This window comes from Bacillus sp. UMB0893 (assembly GCF_002858905.1).
Lineage (GTDB): Bacteria > Bacillota > Bacilli > Bacillales > Bacillaceae > Bacillus_P.
In genome coordinates, this window is record NZ_PKLB01000008.1 from 19121 (window position 1) to 39875 (window position 20755).

Sequence of the window (20755 nt, forward strand, 5' to 3'; positions counted from 1 at the left end):
GATTCAAGGGATTGGCGTTTGTTTATTTTCGTTTATACGAGTTTTAAACATCTTTGATGAAACAACGTTTTCGACTTCTTCAGAATACTGTTAGCTACATTAAAAAGTGAGGTTATTCAGCTGTTGATCATGACACCCATTCAATACATTATTACATGCTTTCGTTATCCTCATTTTAATTATATTATTAACTTGGTTTTATCCTGCCTGGATCAACGCCCCAATTCGTTTATAATGAAAAATCAAGTATAATAATGAATGACTACATGAGGAGGTTTTATTATGATTAAGCAAATCGGAACAGTTGCAGTATATGTTGAAGATCAACAAAAGGCAAAGACTTTTTGGAGTGAAAAAGCTGGGTTTGAAATCATTGCCGACCATCCAATGGGACCTAGTGCAAATTGGCTTGAAGTAGCACCAAAAGGAGAGAAAACGCGATTAGTTATTTATCCGAAATCGATGATGCAAGGGTCTGAAAATATGAAGGCATCTATCGTTTTCGAGTGTGATGATATTGCAAATACATATGAAAAATTAAAAGCTAATGGCGTTGAGTTTTTAGGCGAACCACAAGAAATGGAATGGGGTACATTTGTTACCTTTAAAGATGAAGACGGGAATCAGTTCTTGTTAAAACAATAAAGGGTTAATCAATATAAAAACACCCCTCCGGCTACTCATAACCAGAGGGGTTAAACATCGTAATATAAACATCGTAACTTTGATTCAAATCTACACTGAAAGATTAATCATTCTCATTGTTGGTTATGTGCCAGTCTTAATGAGTTACCTCTTTATCAGTTCACAGCACCTTGCTTCATTTTCAAACTCTTTTCTTCAGGAACAGCCCGCTTGATAAATAATGAAACGATCCATGCGATAGCAACTAGTCCGAATGCAAACAAGAACGCACTTTTCATTCCAGAAATCATCGCTAGAATTTGTAATGTAGCCGAGTCTTCCTTAATCAGCGTATTTTTCATAAAACGAGTAGAACCATTGGTCATGATAGATACAAGCAATGCTGTCCCGACAGCGCCGGCAACCTGCTGAAGCGTACTGATAATAGCCGTACCGTGCGGATATAATGGAGGCGGAAGTTCGTTCAAAGCGTTGGTCATAATCGGCATCATAACCATTGAAATCCCCAGCATTAACAGCGTATTGAAAATCATAATCGTGCTGTAGGAGGTTGACACTGTGATAAAGGCAAATTGCCACAGAGTATTCGCGACCAGCCCCAACCCGATAAGCGCAAGCCACTTTGCACCAAATTTATCAAATAACCGGCCTGTAATAGGTGACATGATCCCCATGACAATCCCACCCGGCAGCATGACCAAGCCTGCCTTCAACGGACTGTAGCCTAACGCATTCTGGAGAAAAATCGGCAACAGCATCATCGCTGAAAACATTGCCATCATAATAATCATCATAATTAACGTTGACATCCTGAAAATGTTGTATTTAAATGTTCGTAAATCCAGCAGCGGCTGTGAAATCGTCAATTGCCTCCATGTAAACAGGGCTAAAGAAACAACGCCGATTGCAAGTGGGATTAGAACTTCATAGCTTGACCAGCCCCCCTGTCCTTCTCCGGAACTGCTGAATCCGTACACAATCCCCCCGAATCCTAAGGTTGAAAGCAGAAGCGAAAGCGGATCAATCTTCGGACTACTAGTTTCCGTCACGTTTTTAAGCTTCACAAATGCAAATAGAATAACTAACAGTGCGATCGGCAGAACGCCGTAAAAGAGAACCCGCCAGCTGAAATGCTCTACAATGATCCCTGATAGAGTGGGTCCAATCGCGGGAGCAAACGTAATGACAATTCCAATTGTCCCCATTGCCGAACCCCTTTTTTCAATAGGAACGATTGAGAATACCACATTGGTTAGTAAAGGAAAGAGCAGCCCGGTACCCGCTGCTTGAAGCAGCCTTCCGAATAAAAGCATTTCTATCCCTGGTGAGATAGCCGCTACAAATGTCCCCAGCGTAAACAATACCATTGCTCCGAGGAACAAGGTTCTTGTCGTGAAACGCTGAATTAAATAAGCAGTGACCGGGATAAGTACACCTATAACAAGGAGATAACCAGTAGTCAGCCATTGTGCGGTACTTGGCTCAATTCCGAAGTCATCCATAATTTTTGTTAAGGCTACGTTTAGCAGCGTTTCATTTAAAATGGCTACAAACACACCCAGAATCATAATCATGACCAGCAAAAAGTTTCCTCTGCTCCCGAATGTCCCTTCGTTTTGAGCCGATTCGTTTTGATTTTTCAAATTCTTTCTCCTTTCAATTTACAAAATCCCTAATAATATTGCTGCATCAACGTTAGGAAAGTATCAACCTGCTTTCCATCCATATTCTTTTATTCTTGCCAAATACAGAACAAATATTCGCATTTATATTACCACATAAATGAAACTTTTGCCAAACGATGAAACTTATTTCAGGTGAACTTTCACCATGGAAATGCTTCCTTTTAGTTTATTTTGTTGGGGATTGATCATTTTAGTGGTTTTTTTCTTTCGAGCAGAACGTTACTTGATTGCTTAATCTATAGCGCTTTAATTAAACAAAAAATGGAATGAAAAAAAGAGCTGCTGAAACAACTCTCTTGCGTCTTTTATGTAAGGTCGGTCATAGAAGAAAGATGGATCTATACATATGGATCTTCATGAAACATTCTTTGCGAAGCTTCACGGTTCGTTAAAAGATAAATTTGGTATTTCATGGATGTTTACTGTCAAATAAAATACTTGAATCTAAGGCCAAAAGACAACCAGTTATCTGACTGGTTGTTTTTTTGTGAAATGAAAACCCCGGGCTAGGCCCGGGGTTCCAAAAAGCTTTCAGCGTGGTATTAAAAAAACTTCCTCATGGTGCTAAAATATTTTTGGTTCGCCAACCAAAATATCAGCACGGAGGAAGTCCTATGTCAAAAGACAATAATAGTTTAGCACACACTACCTGGAATTGTAAGTATCACATCGCTTTTGCACCTAAGTATAGAAGGCAGATTATATATGGGAAAATCAAAAAAGATATTGGAGAAATTCTACCCAAATTATGTGAAAGAAAAGGTGTAGAAATTATTGAAGCAACAGCATGTAAAGATCACGTACATATGTTAGTGAGTATACCACCAAAACTAAGTGTATCCGCATTTGTCGGTTATTTGAAAGGTAAAAGTAGTTTAATGATATTTGACCGACATGCAAATCTGAAATATAAATATGGGAATCGTAAATTCTGGTGTACAGGATATTATGTAGATACCGTCGGGAGAAACAAGAAGGTAATAGAAGAATATATACGCAATCAAATTCAAGATGATATAGTGGCAGAACAATTAACGATGATGGAATACATTGATCCTTTCACCGGAGAAGAAGTAAAGAAAAAGAGACGAAGTTAAAAGGGAAGAAGGCCTTTGAGGTCTGGCCGGTAGAAGTAGTACAAATGGCGAACCCTTCAGTAGCCCTTTAGGGTGTGGTCAGTAACAAAGGCTTTCAGCCGCAGAGAAAACCACCCGTTCTCACGGGTGGTTTTTATTATTATTCGGATCACAATTCTCTAAATGCTCGCTCCATTTTAAGGGAACGAGCTTTGCAAAGGTAGAATTCACTAGCCTACAAGGAATTCGTTATAGGAAAGAGGGCAAGCTATCGTTGGATAAAGTTTCTCCTGCCAGGAAATATTTGGACAGGAACCTTCTCTTTAATTAAGTTTACACTTAATTAATTGTGTGCTAAAGTATAACTATGATGATCATTCAAACCATACATTCGTTATCGGTACCGGCACGACTTGAGATTTTAGAATTATTACGACAGGGAGAGATGACATCTACGGAGATTGCTTCGAATTTCAGCATTTCAGCTCCGGCGATCTCTCAGCATTTGAAAGTGCTTGAAGGTTCCGGCCTTGTAAGTGTAAGAAAGGCCGGAACGAAACGATACTATCGCATAAGAAGGGAAGGCTTTGCTGATTTAAAAACATTCATTGACCAGTTCTGGGATGACAGCTTGCTTCGCTTGAAGGAAGCAGCGGAAGAGGAGGAGAGAAAAAAGAATGAAACAGACAGAGACGCTTAGAAAAGAAATATATATTGAATGCAGCCCGGAAACGCTCTTTTCCTTTTTTATCAACCCGGAAAAAATGGTGCAATGGATGGGGCGGCAAATTCTGCTCGAACCGAAGATTCATGGAAAATACAGAATTGATATTGATGGAGAGAATATTGCGTTAGGGGAATACAAGGAAATTGTTCCGAATGAGAAAGTAGTGATGACTTGGGGATGGGAAGGATCTGACGTGATGCCCCCAGGGTCGAGTACCGTCGAGTTTATCCTCCAGCGTGAGGATAAAGGGACTCGACTTTATCTGAATCATTATGATATCCCGGTGGAGAAAGTGGATTCCAACAATCGTGGATGGACTCATTATTTAGAACGGATCAAGCTTTTAGGGGAAGGGAAACACATAGGCGTTGACCCTTGGTCCGTTAAACATACAATCAAAGTAGAGGAGAATGGACATGACATGTACAATTCATGAAGAGGTTATCTTTCACACAACACCAGACAAATTATACAAGGCGCTAATGGATTCTGCCCAATTTTCGGAGGTTACCGGCGCAGCACCAACAGAGATTCAAGCAGAAGAGGGAGGCATGTTCTCGCTATTCGGAGGAATGATTACAGGCAGAACCATTGAGCTTGTGGAAAATGAGCGAATCGTTCAAGCATGGCGTCCTGGAAACTGGGAGCCTGGAGTCTATTCTTTAGTCAAATTCGAGATAAAAGCTCAAGGCACTGACACTCTGCTTACGTTTGAACACATCGGTTTTCCAGAAGGACAAGCCGAGCATTTATCAAATGGATGGACAGAGAACTACTGGACGCCGCTTAAGAAGTATTTAAGTAACTAATTCTAGTGAAAAACCGTATATATAGTGTGCAGAATTGCTATGATTAACAGAAGGCAACTGTCATACACATTCCTGACATGTTGAGTGTGGCAGTCCTAGAATAAGCATAAGGTATTAATTATGCCCTTTATTAAGGGCTTTTTTTAAAATCTTCTTTTGATGACAAGTAAGGATATGCTGGATGTCTCCCGAAAAAGCGGACATATAATTAGTTCAGCAGGTTGCATCAATATATTCCTTGTGAATTATATTTATATTACATTGGGTTAAGATGTAAACTGCTACATCATTCTATCTGCCATCACCACCAAAGCCACGTGGAATGTGTAGCACAGATAGTTTTAAAAGAAGCAGGGACCAATTAAGGTTCCTACTTCTTTTAAGTAATGTCCCTAGTTATTCTAAAACTGCCATGCCATTTCCTGCTTAGTTTTGGGCAAACTGTTTACCTGAATAGATATTCGTTCAGGTTTACAACATGTTATTTTTTATATTATAATTCTATCCCATTCGTCTCAATCACCTTTTTATACCAATCAAACAAATCCTTCTTATACCGCTTCATGGATCCATTCCCTTCATTATCACGATCCACATAAATCATTCCATACCATTTCTTCATTTCTCCAGTAGTAAATGACACAATGTCTATAATTCCCCATGGTGTATAACCCATTAGATCTACACCGTCGTATGTCACGGCTTTTTCTAATGCTACGATGCGGGATTTCAAATAATCAATCCTTTGAGAATCGTGGATAGAGCCATCCTCTTCTACAGTATCCACTGCACCGTATCCATTTTCTACGATAAACAATGAAATTTGATATCGGTCATAGAAACGGTTTAGTGTATATCTTAATCCGGTTGGGCCGATTTGCAATTGTGAACTTTTTCTAATCTCAAAAGTGTAAATAATAGGATGAAACTTAATAATTATCCTCCAATCGACAATCTGTTTTACATATACCTTCATGTTCTAAAACAAAAAACCTAATTATAATTGTCAGATTTTACTTTCTTGTAATCTAGCATGTTACCATTCTTTACCTTTGTGTTAAAGGAAATTAATAATCTACTGATAATCTTAAAAAGTAGTTTATTAAGAGATGGGAGATGTGCAGATTGAAAAGAAAATGGATGTCAGCGCTTGGTGCTTTGGTCATTGGAATCGGTTTTACGGCAGGCGGAGGTACAGCTATGGCAAAGGAAAAACATAAGGACATCGTAAATGTGTCACACCGCGGTGCATCTGGATATGCCCCAGAACACACCATTACATCCTATCAAATGGGGGATAAAATGCACGGTGACTATATTGAAGTAGATTTGCAGATGACAAAGGACGGCAAGTTAATCGCCATGCACGATGAGACCGTAGATCGGACGACAGACGGAACAGGCCTTGTTAAAGATTACACGTTAGAACAAATCAAGCAGCTGGATGCAGGCAGCTGGTTTAATGAAAAATACCCGCAATATGCAAATCAGGATTATGCTGGATTAAAAGTTCCGACTCTTGAAGAGGTTTTTCAAAAGTTCGGAAAAAATGCAAAATATTATATCGAAACGAAATCACCTGAAGTTTATCCTGGTATGGAAAAAGAACTTTTGCGTCTAGTAAATGATTATGAAATCAACAAAAAGACGCTTCTAGTACAGTCTTTTAGTCCTCTCAGCCTGAAAACAATGAATGAACTCGATCCATCTGTCAAGCTCGTTCAATTGCTTTCCTATAAAACCAATGCTGTTATTACTGATGCTGAAATTGCAGCCATCAAACAATATGCAATGGGAGTTGGTCCAAACTATACTTATTTAAACCAGGATTATGTACAAAAAGTGGTGGGCAGCGGACTCGAAATACACCCATATACCGTAAATGACAAGGAAACGATGAAGAAGCTGATTGACTGGGGTGTAACAGGAATGTTTACTAACTTTCCGGACAGGCTGCATGAAGTGATGAAAGGAAAGTAGGACAGGCAGATTTAGTAAGGCCGAAAAGTAAAATATAATAAGGCCAAAGATATAATTAAGGTAAATCACTAGTATTACATTAATTATCAGAGGCGCTAAAAGAAGAAGCAGGAACCATTTAAATGATTCCTGCTTTTTTCGTTTAGCGTGAATGCCTGTTTTAGGCTCCTTTTATATGAAACAAATCCAATCATAGAAACCACACGGAATAGGATGTAAAATAATATTAGAATACAAGACTTTTAAATCATGAAAGGTGTTGAAAGATGGAGAGTATTACAGTAGTTTCTCTTTTAGACGTTATAGGTGAATTGTTTTCAGATGAAATTTCGATCGCTGTTTCAAATACAAAGGAATATATCTATTATCGGCCGAGTAAACGGATTGATTTAAAAATCCTTCCGGGAGATTCTATAAAGGAAGGAACCATTGCGTATAAAGCCTTAATCACCAAACAAAAAGTCTCAGAATTTATTAACCGTGACGTGTTTGGGATTCCATATCACGGGATGGCAGTGCCATTTCTTCACGATGGAAAGCTTGAGGGATGCGTTACCGCTATTTTCCCTGCTTTAACAGATGCCAAATCAGTGGTGACGGTGAAAAGCCAGGATGGATGGATTCCTATTCCTTTCTCGCAAGTGGTTTATTTAGAAGCAAAGGATAAAAAGACCAATGTGTCTACCGAAGGATACTCTGGCACCCATAAATACTCGCTTCATGAATTTGAGTACCTTCTGCCAAAGGATAATTTTATACGATGTCATCGCTCATTTATTGTGAATGTTAATCATATTAAAGAGATTTATCCTGATACTCATTCAACATTTTTACTTTCGATGGATAATGGTGACAGAGTACCTGTCAGCCAATCCTACTCTAGCTATTTTCGAAAACTGCTTGGATTTTGAAACAATATGCTGTTTAAAGCTGTGAATTTGCTGGTTAGTCCGAATTTTCTGTAATTCACTCCGAAAGCTCCTTTCCTATCACCTATAAAAGGTACAATAAACTCAATATGATTAAGAAAGGGATGAGTTTATGGAGATCAACTTTGAAAGGATAAGGGACCCTCGTCTGCGTAACCGGGTCGTTACACCTGAGAAAGCAGCATCTTGGATTCAAGATGGCATGACCTTGGGTTTAAGCGGTTTTACACGTGCAGGTGACGTAAAAGCGGTACCATATGCTCTGGTCGAACGTGCCAAGCAAGAAACATTCAAAGTAAATGTGTATACAGGAGCATCTTTAGGTTCTGATATTGATAAATTGTTTACTGAAGCCGGTATCGTTTTGAAGAGGCTCCCTTTCCAAGCAGATCCTACTATGAGAAAGGCGATAAACCAAGGGGATTTATTATTCGTTGATCACCATTTGTCCCACACTTCTGAATTAGTGAGAGCCAATGTTTTAGACCCTATCGATATCGCAATTTTGGAAGCGGTTGCAATCACGGAAGATGGTATGATGATCCCGACAACTTCGATCGGCAACTCGTTAACCTTTGCCAAGCATGCAAAGTCTATTATCATTGAGATCAATCTAGCCCAGCCCTTAGAGTTAGAAGGTTTGCATGATTTATATGCACCAGGGAAACAAGGGGATAGGAATCCAATTCCCCTTATAAAAACGGATGACCGAATCGGTACGGCAGGAATACCAATTGATGTTGAAAAGGTAAAAGGAATTGTGTTTACGAATCAGCTGGATTCACCGTCAACTATTGCAGCTCCAGATCAAGAAACGGTCATTATGGCAGAGCATTTAATCGGTTTCCTGCGTAAAGAAGTAGAAGATGGCCGGCTGACAGAACGTCTTGCTCCGCTGCAGTCAGGAATCGGCTCTGTTGCAAATGCCGTTCTTCATGGCATGTTGGCTTCGGAGTTTGAGGAATTAGAGGTATATTCTGAAGTATTGCAGGATGCGGTTTTTGATTTAATGGATGCCGGAAAGGTTCGATTTGCATCATGCTGTTCGATTACTCTTTCAGATTCGAAAATGAAAGAAGTTTTCTCGAATTTTGAAAAATATCGCAATCGCTTGATTATGAGGCCGCAGGAAATTTCAAATCATCCTGAAATCATCCGCCGGCTTGGATTGATTTCCATTAACACAGCACTCGAATTAGACATCTATGGCAACGTAAATTCCACGCATGTACAAGGCACGAAAATGATGAACGGAATTGGGGGATCCGGTGATTTTGCAAGGAATGCCCGCCTCTCAATTTTTGTTACAAAATCAATCGCTAGAGACGGAAAGATATCAAGCATTGTTCCTTTTGTTTCTCATGTAGATCACACAGAACATGATGTAGATGTCATTGTTACAGAACAAGGATATGCAGATTTGCGCGGTCTGGCACCAAGGCAGCGGGCGGAACTTATTATCGAACGATGTGCTCATCCAATGTATCGGGATCAACTGCGCGAATATTACGGGGAAGCTCTTACTAGAAGCGGACAAACTCCTCATGTTTTGGAAAAAGCTTTTTCTTGGCATACGAATTTTGCGAAGAATGGAACGATGCTCGAAGCTGCCTTTGTGTAAACTATTACTAATATAAATAATAAAAAAAGAAAAAGCAGGAAAACCATGTAAATGATTCCTGCTTTTTCTTTTTTTTAGTCATACTACTTAATAATAGAAGCGCCAACCAATGATTCCGGTGTCGTGCCAAGGACTAATTGACTAATTTTTGAATAACCGGTACTTTTGTATTCAGAAAAAGTCTGTTTCAAAACAGGGAAATCAAGGTCATCTTTTAATTTTTGCAATTCTCTTTTATACACTTTTAGAACCGAGCCGTTCGCAAATTTCGGGGTATTTGCACCAGGATCTTCATTCATTAGTAAACATCCCAGGTAATGGTATTTAAATTGAAATGCACGTGTAAGAAAAACCATATCCAACAGTTTTTGAAAAAGGTCAGGATAGTCTTTTTTTAACTTTTCAAGGGCTACTTTAGTATCATTTAATTCATTAATACTCGATAAAGTTATCATTCATACTTCCTCCTCTTATTTGTCCCATGGTTTATCCAATGAAATATACTCAGCTAATTCTTTACTTTTCTCTCTTCTTAATTTACGCACTTCTGCTCTTTCTTTCCCTGTTTTGTAGAGGAATTTTTCTTCCTCTGTTTCTGGAATGATGCTTGGAACTTCAACAGGGCGTTTATTTTCATCTAATGCTACAAACGTCAGAAATGCTGTAGCAGCAATGCGGCGCTCGCCATTCATCATATCTTCGGCAATTACTTTACAAAAAATCTCCATAGAGCTTTTTCCTGTATATGTTACAAACGATTCAACACAAACTGAGTCCGTTTGATGAATAGGGCATAAGAAATCGATATGATCCGTAGATGCAGTTACGCATTCTTTTACTCGAGAATGTCTGCGGGCTGATAAAGTTGCTGCGTCATCGAGCTTTTTCATCAAAACTCCGCCAAACAGTGTATTATAGTTATTTAAATCGCATGATAATACTTGGGCTGTATTAATAATGCGGCTTTCTTTCGCTTTTATTGCTTTCATAAAGTTGCTTCCTTTCAGAATGGATTCTAGGTAGTAATTACTATATCCACGTGATTAAAGGGTTTTTCTTACATAGACAAGTCTACGCCGGGTTCGAATGTAAGTAAAATGGTTATATTTTATCTGAAGCATAGCTTTTATCTATGTAAATGCTTTCAATTATGTCGTTTATAAATAAGTGATTTCAGAAAAAAAGACGGTTCAATTAATGAACCGTCTTCTGAAAATATGAGTAAATTATTCATCTTTAAATCCCTTAGTGAACTGTTCTTTTGTAAACTGCAGCCATTCTTTTGCAGCATAGGAGAAGTATTGATTTTTGCCCCAAATAATTGCTAAGTTCCAGCTGATTGACGGGTTTACTACTTTAACCGCCTTTACATCTGTTTTTAGATTATCGCAAATACTCTCCGGTAAAAGGGAAATTCCAAGTTTAAAAGCAACCATTTCTTCAATAAAAGACCTATGTGCACTTTCAGATATGATGTGCGGATTAAAGCCTACACTGTTACAAGAATGAATAATTCGATCGTTTAAGACAAAGTCCTTATTAAACAAAATAAAAGATTCATTAGCCAATTCAGCTAAATCGACTTCTTCTCTTTCTGCTAATGGGTGTGAGGGGTGAAGGATGAGCTTTAGGTCTTCTTCCATAAAAGCGAAATGATCGAAGATTTCGTCCTTAGTCGGAAGAACAATGATTCCAACATCAAGAAGATTGTTGCCCACATCTTCTTCTATTTTCTTTGAACCGTCTTCTACTAATTGAAAGGTAATCCCAGGATATTTTTCGTGAAAGCTGCCAACGATTTTCAGAAAAAAATGAGCATTAAATATTGGCGGCAGCCCAATCCGAATATGCCCTTTTTTTAGCCCTGTCAGGTTGTCCAATTCCGTTTCTAAATTATTAAAGGCTTTGTCAATTAATTTTGCTTGCTCCAAAATGACCTGTCCTGCATCGGTTAAGGCTAATTTCTTGCGGGAGCGATCAAAAAGTTCAACTCCCAGCTCCGTCTCAAGATTTTTAATCATTTTACTAATCGTTGGCTGGGTAATAAATAAATGGTTTGCTGCACGGGAAAAACTATTATAATTCGACACCTCAATAAAATATTGTAAATGTTTGATATCCAATATCGTACACCTGCTTGCGGGAATTTTTTAGGGAATATTATTCTGATAGAGATCGAAATCATTCATCAAGAATATTTTAGTATGTTTTTACCTTGATTTTAAATAACAGAGGCTAATAAAACATTGCGATCCTTAGATATATTATATCCTTTTTTATTAATAAAAAAAGAAGCAGTGAGCAGATCACTTGGAACATTGGAAAAAAGCTTAATCAAGTGAAAGTGGAAAGGGAAGTAGCAATACACCTAGTTGTGGTTTAAAATGTAGTGATGACAGGTTTTGATGAAGCTGCCGCGTTAAAAGGCAATGTTATAGGAGGTTTATTAATGGATAATAACGATATTTTAATTCGATTAAGATATGCACTGGATCTAAAAAATACAGAAATGATCGAGATATTTAAACTTGGCGGCATTGAAGTGAATAAGGAAGACGTGCTGAAGATCCTCACAAAATCAAAAGACGATTACGATGATGAGATAGCTGAGGATGAAGAGAATATGAAATGTGATAACGTGATGTTCGAGTCATTTTTAAATGGCTTCATTACGTTTAAAAGAGGAAAACAGGAGCCAAAGCCGGGGCAGCCTGAAACACCGGAACTGACTTTGGGGAGAAGCGCGAATGTGAACAACCTTCTTTTGAAGAAAGTGAAAATAGCCCTGGCTTTAACAAGTGAGGAGATGCTGGATATCTTCCAAAAGGCCGGTATCCATATAACAAAAGGAGAATTAGGTGCTTTATTAAGAAAAGAGGGCCATAAGAATTATAAAGAGTGCGGCGATAAATTCGCCAGAAATTTCTTAAAAGGGCTAGCTTTAACATATAGAGGAGAATAAGAGAGTACTGCAGGTGATGAAATGATACATACCTACTCAGGGGAGACCATTCGTTTTGAGATTACGTACAAAAAGCGGACATCCATCGGCCTCTCGATGGACCAGTATGGGAATATAGAAGTCCTGGCTCCGAAAGGAACATCAGATGAACGTGTGCTTCAGGTAATTGAGGAAAAATGGGATCTGATTCAGGAAAAATTGAGTGAAATAAAGGACAAATTGCATGGACCAAAGGAGAAAGTCTATGAATATGGCGAGACCTTTCTTTATTTAGGAAACGCATATCCCATACAGATCTCTCAAGATGAAAACATCCAGCAGGATCATGTCATGTTTGATGGAGAAAAGCTGCGTATCTATGTTAAGCAGCTTGATGATGAGAAAATCAAACAGGCGCTGAAACGATTTTATTATCAGCAATGTAAAACCATCGTTGAGAAGAGCATCCAGTCCTATCAAGGAAACTTCAAAGTAAAACCACGTTCTATACGTATTTCTGATAGTAAAACTACCTGGGGAACCTGTAATGCTAAACAGCAGTTAACATTTAATTGGAAACTGGCCATGGCACCCCTGAAGGTGATCGAATACGTAGTCGTTCACGAAATGTGCCATATGGTCCATCTGAATCACGACCGATCCTTCTGGCGTCTGGTGGGGAAGATTATGCCACGGTATAAGGAACAGGAAAAATGGTTGGCTGTATCTAGTTGGAAAATGACTGTTTAGGATGAAAAGCAAGGGGGTGGTTCTTCTACTTTTTTGACGCAGCAGAACCTTCCAACATTTTTGCCTGACCCCATTACATTAATACTTTAATGTGCTGGGTTCAGGCACTTTCTCTTAAGCTAACATGGCCAGCTCGACTTTAAAGAAAAGCATGTAAAAGAAGTGCTTACAAGAATCGGCAAGCTGAACCTGGATAACGTCACAATTCATTGACAACTTGCATGGAAGTCCCCATGGAACTACTGCAATAAAGCGAACGTTCTTTGTTATTTAGTATAATTTTTTAAAATAAATATTAGGCTTAGTAGTATGTATAGGTTGTTAAAGCATAAAAATAAATGGACAGATCATAAAAAGCAGAAACTAATTTAGGTTCTGCTTTTTATTTTTAACCTTAAGATAAAAATCATTGCAGGCATATAGTTTAATGGATACTATAAGTTGAGAATTTGCTGAAAAAAGGGTAAAATTTATTATTAAGAGTGCGTAAAGCGCTTTCAATAATTGAAGAGGAATTATAGAAAACAAACTAATAAACAACATTTTTTGTTGAAATCAAATATTATTTGTGGGATATTATAAAAATAACATATATTATGTGGTTTTTACTTACTGGAAATGAAAAGAGGTATTACGAATGTTTATAAATAATCAGCAGGAACTACCATGGGTCGGAAATGAGAGACAAGTAAGTTTGATTAAACTTGTCGAAGAAGCTGGAACGATTCGTGTTTCAGATATGAGCAAGAGATTTAATGTTACAGAAGAAACTATTCGGCGAGATTTTGAAAGGTTAGAAAAAGAAGGGTTTTTAACAAGAATTCATGGAGGAGCAATTTCTTTTAAAAAAAATGAGAACGAAGTTCCTGTTTTAAAAAGGCAAGGAGTCAATATTGAAGAGAAACAAGCTATTGCCTATAAAGCTGCCACTTTTGTTGAAGATGGAGATATTATTTCTCTAGATGCGAGTACCACAGCATTACAAATGACAAAATATCTTGTTGATAAAGAGATTACGGTGATCACCAATTCTATGAGTGTGACACTAGAATTAGCTAAGAATCCGAGTTTAACTGTAATTACAGTCGGTGGATATCTATTAGAAGATTCAATGTCCTTTGTTGGGACATCTTCAGAAAAAGTTATTGAAGATTACCATGTTGATAAATATTTTTTCTCGTGTACTGGTTTTGATGTAGAGAGAGGAATAAGTGAAGTAAATGAACAACAAGCACAAATTAAAAAGAAGTTTCTTTCTATTTCAGATAAACTCTATTTATTATCGGATTATAGTAAATATGGTCAAAAGTCATTAGTAAGATTAACTAATCTCAATAAAATTGACTATTTAATTACAGATGATAAGATGGCGGTCAACGACCTAAGAACGATTCGAAATACTGGAATTAACACAATTGTGGCGGACTGAATTAATAGTCCATATAATTAAATTGTATTCTCTTAGACACTGGTGGAAAATATCCAGTGTTTTTTCTATGTTGTTTATATATGGATTTCCAAAATATAAAAACGCATACAATTTAAATTAAAACAATTAAACAAAGATAATATCTTTGATTTTTTATTAAAAACAGAATTAATTGTTGCAAACAAAAATAGATGTGATTATAATTAAAATCAATCAAGGAGATGAAAGAAATGGAAAAAAAGTTTGTTATTGGAGTTGATTTTGGAACTGAGTCAGCTCGAGCCTTATTGGTAGATACGCATAACGGTGAAATAGTAGCATCTTCAGTTAGTTATTATCCAAATGGCGTTATCACTGAAAACTTGCCGGATTCAAACATCTCGCTGCCTTTAAAATGGGCATTGCAGCACCCAAGAGATTATTTACATAGTTTAAAAGAGTCTATAAGAAGTTGTATGGGAGATTGTAAGGTTAACCGGGAAGATATTGTGGGATTAGCCATAGATTTTACCGCAAGCACTATTTTACCAGTAAAAGAAAGTGGTATACCTCTTTGTTTTGACGATACATACAAAAATAATCCACATAGTTGGGTGAAACTTTGGAAGCACCATTCGTCTGATAGGGAGGCTATATTAATAAATGAAACCGCCTTCAAAAAAAATGAATCTTTTATAAAGCGATATGGGGGAGAAATCTCAGAAGAGTGGATGTTTCCTAAAATTTTACAAATTCTGAATGAAGCCCCGGAAATTTTTTCAGCCGCTGATAAATTTATCGAAGCAGGTGATTGGATTGTATGGCAACTCACCGGTGAAGAGAAAAGAAGCTCCTGTATGGCTGGTTATAAGGGAGCATGGAGTAAGAATACTGGTTACCCGAGTAAAGGCTTTTTAAAAACATTGGACTCTAGGATGGAAAATGTTGTAGAGGAAAAGTTATCACAAGATATTTATTCAGTGGGGACTACTGCAGGATTTTTAACGACTAAAATGTCAGAATATTTAAATTTAACTGAAAAAGTAGCTATTTCAGTAGGGATTATCGATGCACATGCTGCTGTTATAGGAGCAGGCATAAGTGAACCTGAAACGATGGTTATGGCTATGGGCACTTCTATTTGCCATCTGTGTATGGATGAGAAAGAAGTTTTTGTACCTGGGATAAGTGGTGTTGTAGCAGATGGAATAATTCCAGGGCTTTACGCATATGAAGCAGGACAAAGTGCTGGTGGCGATACTTTTGCATGGTTCATTAAGAATTGCGTTCCTAAAACATATATTGATGAGGCAGAATTACGTGAAATTTCGATTTACCAATTGATAGAAGAAAAAGCTGAAAAGCTAAAAATTGGAGAGAGCGGAATATTAGCTCTTGATTGGTGGAATGGTAATCGCTCAGTTTTAAAAGATCCGAATCTTACTGGGACAATTCTTGGGCTGACTTTACAAACTAAACCCGAGGACATATTTAGAGCTTTGATGGAGTCATTAGCATTCGGAACGAATAAAATCATTAAAACTTTTTATGAAAGCGGTATCAGAATTAACAAGCTTTATGCAGTTGGTGGGTTAGCTGAAAAAAATAAATTGTTAATGCAAATGCTTGCTGATATTACCAACAAGGAAGTACATGTTGTTACTCTTCCACATGCAAGTGGAATGGGAGCGGCGGTGCTTGCAGCTGTTGCAGCTGGAGAGGATAAAGGTGGTTATAAGTCCATAGAAGAAGCAATTAAATATATGATTCATTTTGATAGTAAAGTATATACTCCTATTTCTGAAAATATAGAAAAATATAAAAAGTTATATTCGAATTATGAAACACTATATAAATTTTTCGGTGAAAATTCAGATGTAATGAAATCAGTATTAAATATACAGAGAGAATGTAAATATTTGTAGGAAGGAAGATGTTTATGGCGTTGCTTGGACCTTCACTCATGTGTGCAGATATGGGAAATCTTAAGGAAGAAGTTTTAAGGTTAGATGAAGCAGGCGTTGATTTCTTTCACCTAGATGTAATGGATGGGAGCTTTGTTCCGAATTTTACAATGGGGCCTGATTTAATTCGTAAACTACGAGAGTATACAGATAAACCTTTTGATGTCCACCTTATGATACAAAATCCAGAAGATCATGTTTCATTATTTATAGATGCAGGGGCAAATATGATTTCTGTTCATGTTGAATCTACAAAGCACTTACAGCGGTGTCTTCAATCTATTCGTGATCGAGGATTAAAAGCAGGAGTAGCTTTAAATCCATCTACGTCTCTTGCAACATTAGAATATGTACTTGATGTTACAGATTATATAACTCTTATGACGGTTAATCCAGGCTTTGCTGGACAGAAATTTGTACCGCTAATGAATCAAAAATTGAAGAACTTGCATTCCTTAATTGAAAATAGCGATTACACTATCGATATTCAAGTGGATGGGAATATTGGATATCACACAATACCGGAAGTAATCAATAACGGGGCCAATATGTTAGTTTTAGGAACTTCTTGTTTGTTTAAAAATGAGGTTCCATTCCAAGAAAGTATAAAAACTATTCGAAACTTCATTGATAGGCAAAAGATCCAAATTTGATATGAAGTGAAAGTGAGGTTGGATTAATGAGCGATATAACTGTTGTTGGGAGCATTAATATAGATATTACTGCCCTTACTAATCGATATCCACAAAGGGGAGAAACTCTCTTTGGAAAGGAAATGGAACTTTTACCAGGAGGAAAAGGAGCCAATCAAGCGACAGCTTGCGCTCGCTTGGGTAAATCTGTACAAATGATTGGAAGCGTTGGTGAAGATTTATATGGAGACCTCATTATGAACTCTTTACAGAATGATAAAGTAGATACATCTTTCGTTAAGAGAGTAAAAGAAAGCTCAACTGGTTGTGCCATCATAACTGTGGATAACACAGCCGAAAACACAATGCTGGTTTTTAAAGGAGCAAATGATCATCTAAAAGTAAAAGATATTAAAGAAGCATTTTTAAATATAAATGACAGCAAAATTCTTTTAGTTCAAATGGAAATCCCAGAAGAGGTCATTATTGAATCGATGATCCTAGCAAGAAAAAAAGGAATGTACGTCATACTTGATCCTGCCCCTGCTGAAGGAATTACGGTTAGGGCACTAGAATACGCAGACTTAATTGTCCCTAATCGTCAGGAGACAAAACAATTAACCGGTATTGATGTAACATGCGTTGATACCGCCTATAAAGCCGCAAAGTATTTTGAACTTATGGATGTAAAAAATTCAATTATTAAAATGGCGGAAAGAGGTTCTTTAGTCTATCAAAATGGACAGGCAGACTACATTCCAGCTATACCTGTCAAATCTGTAGATACGGTGGGTGCTGGGGATTCCTTTGCTGGAGCCATAGCCTGCGCTTTATCAGAAGGACAGGATCTTGTATCTGCGGTTAAATTCGCTTCTATAGTAGGAGCTTTAAAAGTAACTAAAGTAGGAGCTCAGATGGGGATACCTACCCTTAAAGAAATAAATGATTTTTGCACCGAGAGAAAGATTAGCTATTTCAAGCTTGAAGAACTAAAAACACCCCAAAAGTAAAGAGTTAGAGAGGAGGAGAAACATGCCTAAATACTTATTAGAAATGAACAAAATAAGTAAAACCTTTCCTGGAGTTAAAGCTCTCGAAGATGTAAAGCTTTATGTGAAACCAGGAGAAGTACATGCGCTAATAGGTGAGAATGGAGCTGGAAAATCAACTCTTATTAAAGTGCTAGCGGGAATTCATTTTCCGGATCCTGGTGCAGAGTTTTATTTTGAAGGGAAAGAGGCAGGAATCAAAAAACCCATTGATGCAACATCAAAAGGAATTTCTATTATCTATCAAGATTTAAGTCTATTTCCGAATCTCTCAGTAGCAGAAAACATCTATATTGGTAGAGAAAGTACCAGCAAAAGTTTTAAGAAAATTGATTGGAAAAAAATCGAACTGGTTGCTGAGAAAGCATTAAAAGAACTTGATGTTCAAATTGATTTACACACTCCAGTAGAAAAATTAAGTATAGCTCAACAGCAATTAATAGAAATAGCTAGAGCGCTAGCATTTGATGCAAAGTTAATTGTAATGGATGAACCTACTTCTTCCCTTTCAGCTGGAGAAGTAGAGAAGCTTTATAAAGTCATTAATAACCTTAAACAAAAAGGAATCGCCATCATTTTTGTTAGCCATAAACTAAAAGAGTTATTTACAGTTTCTGATCGGTTTACTGTATTACGTGATGGAAAGTATGTAGGGACATATGAAACTAGCGAAATAGATGAAGATAAACTAATTACTTTGATGGTGGGTCGCCAAGTTCAATATAAGAAAAATGAAGGGAAAATTATAGCCGGTGATTCGATATTTGAAGTGGAAGGATTATCGAAGGAAGGAAACTTTAAAGATATTACATTTGAATTGAAAAAAGGAGAGGTATTAGGGATTACTGGATTAGTTGGTTCAGGTAGAACCGAACTTGCTCAATCAATCTTTGGTATTAATCGTCCATTTACTGGAAATATCAAAATTAATGGAAAGAAAATAGCCATTACCTCTTCTGAAGATGCAGTGAAAAAAGGAATCGCTTATATACCCGAGAGCAGAAAAACCCAAGGGCTTATATTGGAACAATCCATCATTAATAATATCTCTCTTCCAGTATTAAAAACATTAAGAAATGCATTTGGTCTTATTAACCGTAGGAAAGAAGCAGCCTTAGCAGATCATTATATAAAAGCATTAGATGTAAGACCGGCGCTTCCTCAAATGAATACTGGTCAGTTATCTGGGGGAAATCAACAAAAGGTTGTGATAGGTAAATGGCTTTCAATCAATCCCAAATTGTTAATAATTGATGAACCAACAAATGGGATAGATATAGGAGCTAAAACCGAGATTCATAAGCTGCTACGTAAGCTAGCTTCTGAAGGTATGGGAGTTATTGTGATTTCTTCAGAACTGCCAGAAGTATTAGCGGTGAGTGATCGAATTCTGGTAATGCGGCATGGCAGGATTGCCGGTGAACTAGATATTGCTGAGGCTACACAAGAAAACATCATGAATTATGCAATGCTAGGAAGCAAGAAATCTGAAGGAAATAAGACTATAAAGAATACGTTTGAAGAAAGGGGGGTGCAGATGTGAATTCAATTCTTAAATCAAAAGAGATTAGTATTGTCGCTATACTAGTCCTTCTCTGTATCACCCTCGCTTTTGTCAGTCCGGTGTTTTTAACGTTCGACAACATATTGGATGTCTTAAAGGGAAACGTTGTCTTAGGAATTTTAGCAGTTGGGATGACTTTAGTCATTATTACAGGGGGTATTGATGTATCTGTAGCGGCTGTCACAACTGCTGTCTGTGTTATTACCGGGAGACTTTTGGTCATATTTCCGGATAACACACTAGCTATATTACTTTTATTTACAGTGGCACCTTTAATCGGAATACTATTGGGCGCCTTGAACGGAATTCTTGTTTCAAAAATCCAAATTCCAGCAATTGTTGTAACGTTGGGAACAATGAGCATGATCAACGGTATCGTCCTGTATGTGACTAATGGTCAATATATAAATAGTTCCAGTTTCCCAAAAATATTTATTGATTTTTCTAATTTTGAAGTCTTTGGCATATCGATTCTAATTATACTTTTTGCTGTTATTGCTGTTGGAACTTGGTTTATTTTAAAATATACGGTTATTGGCCGAGAAGTTTTAGCTATAGGTGGTAATAAAGAATCTTCTATTAGAGCAGGAATCAATTTTGATAAAGTACAGATTTTTGTCTACGGTTATATGGGACTGTTAGCTGGCCTCGCAGCCATTGCCCAAATTTCTTATACAAAAGCAGTAGATCCAAATGGATTATTAGGTTTTGAACTTCAGGTTATTGCGGCTGTTGTATTGGGTGGCGCCAATATCATGGGTGGTCGTGGTTCGATTGTCGGAACCTTTTTAGGTGTCTTATTATTGGGGATCTTGCAGAATGGTTTGATATTAGCAAGAATTGATATTTTTTGGCAAAAAGTCTTTGTTGGTATCATTATTTTAATCGCAGTTTCTTATGATCATATTCAATATAAACGAGCAAAAAATAAAGTAGCAAAAATTGAAGTAGAAGCATAGGGAAGGGGTGAATAAA

The 20755-nt window shown here is 37.3% G+C and carries 20 protein-coding genes and 2 pseudogenes; 17 read left to right on the plus strand and 5 right to left on the minus strand.

The window, feature by feature from the left end; all coding sequences use genetic code 11:
- The first annotated feature begins 282 nt into the window (after nt 1-282).
- Complete coding sequence (locus CYJ36_RS17330; protein WP_101568522.1) at nt 283-645, plus strand: VOC family protein; 363 nt, start codon at nt 283-285, stop codon at nt 643-645.
- A 155-nt stretch (nt 646-800) separates the two neighbouring features.
- Here CYJ36_RS17330 and CYJ36_RS17335 read toward each other — a convergent pair whose 3' ends face one another.
- Complete coding sequence (locus CYJ36_RS17335) at nt 801-2288, minus strand: DHA2 family efflux MFS transporter permease subunit (RefSeq protein WP_224773365.1); 1488 nt, start codon at nt 2286-2288, stop codon at nt 801-803.
- Between the two features lie 656 nt (nt 2289-2944).
- Between CYJ36_RS17335 and tnpA the strand changes: the two genes are divergently transcribed.
- The 4 genes from tnpA to CYJ36_RS17355 all read left to right on the plus strand — a co-directional run bounded on the left by tnpA (nt 2945) and on the right by CYJ36_RS17355 (nt 4942).
- Nucleotides 2945-3427, plus strand: a complete 483-nt coding sequence (gene tnpA, locus CYJ36_RS17340) for an IS200/IS605 family transposase (protein WP_101568523.1) — start codon at nt 2945-2947, stop codon at nt 3425-3427.
- A 346-nt stretch (nt 3428-3773) separates the two neighbouring features.
- Nucleotides 3774-4106 (plus strand): ArsR/SmtB family transcription factor, encoded by a 333-nt coding sequence (locus CYJ36_RS17345; RefSeq protein ID WP_101568524.1) that lies wholly within the window; start codon nt 3774-3776, stop codon nt 4104-4106.
- Nucleotides 4084-4569 (plus strand): SRPBCC family protein, encoded by a 486-nt coding sequence (locus tag CYJ36_RS17350; RefSeq protein WP_101568525.1) that lies wholly within the window; start codon nt 4084-4086, stop codon nt 4567-4569. The genes CYJ36_RS17345 and CYJ36_RS17350 overlap by 23 nt, the downstream gene beginning before the upstream one ends.
- Nucleotides 4550-4942: an SRPBCC domain-containing protein gene (locus CYJ36_RS17355; protein ID WP_101568526.1), complete on the plus strand. Its 393-nt coding sequence runs from the start codon at nt 4550-4552 to the stop codon at nt 4940-4942. The genes CYJ36_RS17350 and CYJ36_RS17355 overlap by 20 nt, the downstream gene beginning before the upstream one ends.
- A 493-nt stretch (nt 4943-5435) precedes the next feature.
- Here CYJ36_RS17355 and bglA read toward each other — a convergent pair.
- Nucleotides 5436-5822: pseudogene (gene bglA, locus CYJ36_RS17360) on the minus strand (6-phospho-beta-glucosidase BglA); the annotation flags it as partial.
- A 236-nt stretch (nt 5823-6058) separates the two neighbouring features.
- Here bglA and CYJ36_RS17365 point away from each other — a divergent pair.
- From CYJ36_RS17365 to CYJ36_RS17375, 3 genes are all read left to right on the plus strand, one after another.
- Nucleotides 6059-6922, plus strand: a complete 864-nt coding sequence (locus CYJ36_RS17365; protein WP_180850424.1) for a glycerophosphodiester phosphodiesterase — start codon at nt 6059-6061, stop codon at nt 6920-6922.
- A 266-nt stretch (nt 6923-7188) separates the two neighbouring features.
- Nucleotides 7189-7833, plus strand: coding sequence for a LytTR family DNA-binding domain-containing protein (locus CYJ36_RS17370; protein ID WP_101568528.1), 645 nt, complete (start codon nt 7189-7191; stop codon nt 7831-7833).
- Nucleotides 7834-7963: 130 nt separating this feature from the next.
- Nucleotides 7964-9472 (plus strand): acetyl-CoA hydrolase/transferase family protein, encoded by a 1509-nt coding sequence (locus CYJ36_RS17375; RefSeq protein ID WP_101568529.1) that lies wholly within the window; start codon nt 7964-7966, stop codon nt 9470-9472.
- An 83-nt stretch (nt 9473-9555) separates the two neighbouring features.
- Here CYJ36_RS17375 and CYJ36_RS17380 read toward each other — a convergent pair whose 3' ends face one another.
- The 3 genes from CYJ36_RS17380 to cidR all read right to left on the minus strand — a co-directional run bounded on the left by CYJ36_RS17380 (nt 9556) and on the right by cidR (nt 11595).
- Complete coding sequence (locus CYJ36_RS17380) at nt 9556-9927, minus strand: hypothetical protein (RefSeq protein WP_101568530.1); 372 nt, start codon at nt 9925-9927, stop codon at nt 9556-9558.
- 15 nt (nt 9928-9942) lie between these two features.
- Nucleotides 9943-10461 carry an acyl-CoA thioesterase gene (locus CYJ36_RS17385; protein WP_101568531.1) on the minus strand — a complete coding sequence of 173 codons (519 nt, stop codon included), beginning with the start codon at nt 10459-10461 and terminating at the stop codon, nt 9943-9945.
- A gap of 237 nt (nt 10462-10698) precedes the next feature.
- Nucleotides 10699-11595 (minus strand): cidABC operon transcriptional activator CidR, encoded by an 897-nt coding sequence (cidR, locus tag CYJ36_RS17390; RefSeq protein ID WP_101568532.1) that lies wholly within the window; start codon nt 11593-11595, stop codon nt 10699-10701.
- Nucleotides 11596-11921: 326 nt separating this feature from the next.
- Between cidR and CYJ36_RS17395 the strand changes: the two genes are divergently transcribed.
- From CYJ36_RS17395 to CYJ36_RS17430, 9 genes and pseudogenes are all read left to right on the plus strand, one after another.
- Nucleotides 11922-12434: a DUF1456 family protein gene (locus tag CYJ36_RS17395; RefSeq protein ID WP_101568533.1), complete on the plus strand. Its 513-nt coding sequence runs from the start codon at nt 11922-11924 to the stop codon at nt 12432-12434.
- 21 nt (nt 12435-12455) lie between these two features.
- Nucleotides 12456-13163: a M48 family metallopeptidase gene (locus CYJ36_RS17400; protein WP_101568534.1), complete on the plus strand. Its 708-nt coding sequence runs from the start codon at nt 12456-12458 to the stop codon at nt 13161-13163.
- Nucleotides 13164-13289: 126 nt separating this feature from the next.
- A pseudogene (locus CYJ36_RS24910) lies at nt 13290-13373 on the plus strand (hypothetical protein); the annotation flags it as partial.
- A gap of 427 nt (nt 13374-13800) precedes the next feature.
- A complete protein-coding gene (locus tag CYJ36_RS17405) occupies nt 13801-14592 on the plus strand; it encodes a DeoR/GlpR family DNA-binding transcription regulator (RefSeq protein ID WP_101568535.1) in 792 nt (263 codons plus the stop codon).
- A 230-nt stretch (nt 14593-14822) separates the two neighbouring features.
- Complete coding sequence (locus CYJ36_RS17410; RefSeq protein ID WP_101568536.1) at nt 14823-16496, plus strand: ribulokinase; 1674 nt, start codon at nt 14823-14825, stop codon at nt 16494-16496.
- A gap of 14 nt (nt 16497-16510) precedes the next feature.
- The gene (gene rpe, locus CYJ36_RS17415) at nt 16511-17188 is read left to right on the plus strand and encodes a ribulose-phosphate 3-epimerase (RefSeq protein ID WP_101568537.1); all 678 of its coding nucleotides are present in this window, start codon (nt 16511-16513) and stop codon (nt 17186-17188) included.
- Nucleotides 17189-17214: 26 nt separating this feature from the next.
- Nucleotides 17215-18177, plus strand: coding sequence for a ribokinase (rbsK, locus tag CYJ36_RS17420; RefSeq protein ID WP_101568538.1), 963 nt, complete (start codon nt 17215-17217; stop codon nt 18175-18177).
- A 22-nt stretch (nt 18178-18199) separates the two neighbouring features.
- A complete protein-coding gene (locus tag CYJ36_RS17425) occupies nt 18200-19759 on the plus strand; it encodes a sugar ABC transporter ATP-binding protein (RefSeq protein ID WP_101568539.1) in 1560 nt (519 codons plus the stop codon).
- Complete coding sequence (locus CYJ36_RS17430) at nt 19756-20739, plus strand: ABC transporter permease (RefSeq protein ID WP_101568540.1); 984 nt, start codon at nt 19756-19758, stop codon at nt 20737-20739. The genes CYJ36_RS17425 and CYJ36_RS17430 overlap by 4 nt, the downstream gene beginning before the upstream one ends.
- The last annotated feature ends 16 nt before the right edge of the window (nt 20740-20755 follow it).

What these genes read in the sequence shown, in the direction of transcription:
- CYJ36_RS17330 (WP_101568522.1), top strand. Translation starts at nt 283, where the DNA reads ATGATTAAGCAAATCGGAACAGTTGCAGTATATGTTGAAGATCAACAA.
- tnpA (WP_101568523.1), top strand. Translation starts at nt 2,945, where the DNA reads ATGTCAAAAGACAATAATAGTTTAGCACACACTACCTGGAATTGTAAG.
- CYJ36_RS17345 (WP_101568524.1), top strand. Translation starts at nt 3,774, where the DNA reads ATGATGATCATTCAAACCATACATTCGTTATCGGTACCGGCACGACTT.
- CYJ36_RS17350 (WP_101568525.1), top strand. Translation starts at nt 4,084, where the DNA reads ATGAAACAGACAGAGACGCTTAGAAAAGAAATATATATTGAATGCAGC.
- CYJ36_RS17355 (WP_101568526.1), top strand. Translation starts at nt 4,550, where the DNA reads ATGACATGTACAATTCATGAAGAGGTTATCTTTCACACAACACCAGAC.
- CYJ36_RS17365 (WP_180850424.1), top strand. Translation starts at nt 6,059, where the DNA reads ATGTGCAGATTGAAAAGAAAATGGATGTCAGCGCTTGGTGCTTTGGTC.
- CYJ36_RS17370 (WP_101568528.1), top strand. Translation starts at nt 7,189, where the DNA reads ATGGAGAGTATTACAGTAGTTTCTCTTTTAGACGTTATAGGTGAATTG.
- CYJ36_RS17375 (WP_101568529.1), top strand. Translation starts at nt 7,964, where the DNA reads ATGGAGATCAACTTTGAAAGGATAAGGGACCCTCGTCTGCGTAACCGG.
- CYJ36_RS17380 (WP_101568530.1), bottom strand. Translation starts at nt 9,927, where the DNA reads ATGATAACTTTATCGAGTATTAATGAATTAAATGATACTAAAGTAGCC.
- CYJ36_RS17385 (WP_101568531.1), bottom strand. Translation starts at nt 10,461, where the DNA reads ATGAAAGCAATAAAAGCGAAAGAAAGCCGCATTATTAATACAGCCCAA.
- CYJ36_RS17395 (WP_101568533.1), top strand. Translation starts at nt 11,922, where the DNA reads ATGGATAATAACGATATTTTAATTCGATTAAGATATGCACTGGATCTA.
- CYJ36_RS17400 (WP_101568534.1), top strand. Translation starts at nt 12,456, where the DNA reads ATGATACATACCTACTCAGGGGAGACCATTCGTTTTGAGATTACGTAC.
- CYJ36_RS17405 (WP_101568535.1), top strand. Translation starts at nt 13,801, where the DNA reads ATGTTTATAAATAATCAGCAGGAACTACCATGGGTCGGAAATGAGAGA.
- CYJ36_RS17410 (WP_101568536.1), top strand. Translation starts at nt 14,823, where the DNA reads ATGGAAAAAAAGTTTGTTATTGGAGTTGATTTTGGAACTGAGTCAGCT.
- rpe (WP_101568537.1), top strand. Translation starts at nt 16,511, where the DNA reads ATGGCGTTGCTTGGACCTTCACTCATGTGTGCAGATATGGGAAATCTT.
- rbsK (WP_101568538.1), top strand. Translation starts at nt 17,215, where the DNA reads ATGAGCGATATAACTGTTGTTGGGAGCATTAATATAGATATTACTGCC.
- CYJ36_RS17425 (WP_101568539.1), top strand. Translation starts at nt 18,200, where the DNA reads ATGCCTAAATACTTATTAGAAATGAACAAAATAAGTAAAACCTTTCCT.